General features: G+C 60.7%; 1 pseudogene. It reads left to right on the top strand.

Annotation, left to right across the window (positions count from 1 at the left end):
- Positions 1-707 (top strand): annotated as a pseudogene (locus tag AC0L3B_RS38170) (DUF1522 domain-containing protein); the annotation flags it as partial.

Below are 707 nucleotides of genomic sequence, written 5' to 3'. Positions count from 1 at the left end.
ACGGGTGGCATCAACGGCAAGAGCTTGACCTTCAGCTCCTTCAACGGCGGCACGGCGGTCAACGTCACCTTCGGCGACGGCACCAACGGCACGGTCAAGACACTCGATCAGCTCAACTCGCAGCTCCAGGCCAACAATCTGTCCGCGACGATCGATGCCAATGGTCTGCTCACGATTTCTGCCTCGAACGACTATGCGTCCTCGACTCTTGGGTCGACGGTCGCAGGTGGTGCGATCGGCGGTACGCTGACCTCGTCGCTGACCTTCACGACCGCCTCCACTCCGGTGCAGGATGTCGTGGCCCAGTCGACCCGAGCAAACCTGGTCTCGCAGTACAACAACATCCTGAACCAGATCGACACGACCTCGGTCGACTCCTCGTTCAACGGTGTCAACCTGCTGAACGGCGACCAGCTCAAGCTGGTGTTCGACGAGACCGGCAAGTCGAGCCTGAACATCACGGGTGTGACCTACAACTCCAAGGGTCTCGGCCTCGCCTCGCTGAGCGTCGGTGTAGACTTCATCGACAACGCCGCAACCAACAGGGTGCTGTCCAACCTTAACTCGGCGTCCAGCACGCTGCGGTCGGAAGCCTCGGCGCTTGGTTCGAACCTCTCGGTGGTGCAGATCCGTCAGGACTTCAACAAGAACCTGATCAACGTGCTGCAGACCGGCTCGTCCAACCTGACCCTGGCCGACACCAACAC

It is taken from the genome of Bradyrhizobium sp. Kon56 (assembly GCF_055807635.1).
Note: the sequence above shows the minus strand (reverse complement) of the source record. Positions and strands in the feature narration are given on the sequence as shown.